Here is a 2045-nt window from a genome sequence, read left to right on the forward strand (position 1 = left end):
ATGATCCCGGTGAGAGCACCAGAAGCGCAGTTGCTTTGCCAGTTGCAGGAAGGTATTGGTGTGTTGTTTCAGCGGTGGCGGCGCGGTGAGCTGACTGCTTGAATTGGCGGTTGTCCTGTTGTTTCTTTGGTTTTGAAAGATCATTTCAGTCCAGGTAGGTGGAGCCTGGCACCCAGCGCTGGTGTTTCGGCGCTCTTTGGCATGGGCGGAATCAGAAACGGCCACCGCGAATCCTGGGTATCGGATTTCGGCGGCCGTCGGAGACCTCATGAAAAATCTGGGCTAGCACGATCAGCTGCTCCAGGAGCTGGCAGAGGTGAAACGGGAGAACGAATTTTTAAAAGATGTGAGCGCTTATTTCGTCTCGAACGGCAAGAAGTAAGCGCGATCTTCCGATTCATCAAAGCGCATCCCACCCAGTATCCGGTGAACTGGATGTGCCAGAAACTTGCGGTTTCCCGCGCCTCGTACTACCGGTGGCTGAACCCATCACAGGAACTGAGCGAAGCCAAAGCGCTGAGAGCCAAGCGCAGCATCCTAGTCCAGTTCGAGTACGAAGCATCGAACCGGGTTGCCGGTGCCAAATATGGCTTGATGGTACCGATAGTCCGGCTAAGTGGTGGCTAAGTGGTGGCTAAGTGGTACTTCGATTCCGGCTAGATGGTGTGAAATCTCGTGACTTCGTAGACACCGAAACTCATGGCTTCGTGGACACTGAACCTCAATACTCTGTATGTCCTGTCTCATGAATTTGTGGACACACGATCTCATAAGATCGTGGACACGAAGTCTCAATACTTCGTAGACGCCAACGAGCCGTATTTCTGGCACCGTCAAGGACATGCCAAACGACCTTACTCCCCGCCTACGAGCGATGATCATCAACTTCGACCCGACCCAGCCCGATGCGCTGACCGTCAGCGAATTCTGCAAGACCCAGAAGATCTCCCGCAGCATCTTCTACCGCATCCGTGAGCGGGCAGCGCATGAAGCGGCCGGGGCCTTGCACCCACGCTCCCGTGCACCGAAACAACCAGCAAGCAACTACGGGCCGGAGGTCGTCAATGAGCTCGTGAAGATCCGCAAGAAGCTCAAAGCAGATGGCTGGGACTACGGTCCCAAGACGATCCACTACGAGGCAACAATCAGCGACGAGTTCCCGGGAGAAAAGGTCCCGTCCATCGCGACCATTGCTCGGTTGCTGGCCAGCGTGGGGCATGTGGATCGAAACCCGCGCAAACGCCCCAAATCCTCATACGTTCCTTTCGTCCGGTCTACCGCCAAGGCGTTGTGGCGGCTGGATGCGTTCGAGTTCAGGACCACGAAGAACCAACTGGTGACCGTATACCAACTTATCGATGACGCCACCCGCTTCGACATCGGATCCAGCGCGTACCAACGCCACGAGAACAGCCACGACGCCCACAACGTCCTGGCCAGGGCCATCAGCGAGTACGGGGCACCAAAAGAGGTGCTCAGCGACAATTCCATAGCATTCAACCAACTACGCGGCGGGACAATCGGCGCGGTGGAAATCTATCTCGCGTCACAAGGAAGCATACCAATCAGCGGCCTGCCGGGCCGGCCAACGACGCAAGGCAAGAATGGCGTACCCACCAGACGCTTCAGCGATTCTTGAAGGAGAACAAGCCGCAGGACCTCTCCGAGGTGCAGAAACTGCTGCGACGTTACCGTGAGCACTACAACCAGCGCCGACCCCATCAATCTTTGAACCAGGTCACGCCACAGACTGCATGGGATCTGTTGGAGCACACACCGGCCACCGAAGCGATACCACTGGTTGTGTTGGAGGCTAAAGCCGCTGAGTATCTTCAGAATCGACGCCTTGGAAGCACTGCGGCGAATCGTGCCGACATCGTTGTTTCGAAGACTGGGGACGTCTTTACTGAGGTCGAGCACCAGGACGAAGCCGGCAGTGCACGTCGAAGCAATGAACTTTTGGTGGACGTCACCAGAGACGACTGCCAAGCCTATTACAAGGGGTATCAGATCTCGTTGCCAGCGACATTCGCTCAGAGGCAGTT

General features: G+C 56.2%; 1 protein-coding gene and 2 pseudogenes. 2 read left to right on the forward strand and 1 reads right to left on the reverse strand.

The genetic code is table 11. The annotated features are described in order from the left end of the window. A partial coding sequence (locus ACT3TP_RS18600; RefSeq protein WP_444621277.1) for a hypothetical protein occupies positions 1–225 on the reverse strand: 225 nt, incomplete at its 3' end. A gap of 61 nt (positions 226–286) precedes the next feature. On the opposite strand from ACT3TP_RS18600, the pseudogene ACT3TP_RS18605 reads away from it, so the two are divergent. Together ACT3TP_RS18605 and ACT3TP_RS18610 are read left to right on the forward strand one after the other, a co-directional pair. Continuing rightward, a pseudogene (locus ACT3TP_RS18605) lies at positions 287–612 on the forward strand (IS3 family transposase); the annotation flags it as partial. Positions 613–841: 229 nt separating this feature from the next. Beyond that, a pseudogene (locus ACT3TP_RS18610) lies at positions 842–2045 on the forward strand (integrase core domain-containing protein); the annotation flags it as partial.

The organism is Glutamicibacter sp. AOP38-B1-38 (assembly GCF_052377485.1).
In the GTDB taxonomy this organism is placed as follows: Bacteria; Actinomycetota; Actinomycetes; order Actinomycetales; family Micrococcaceae; genus Glutamicibacter.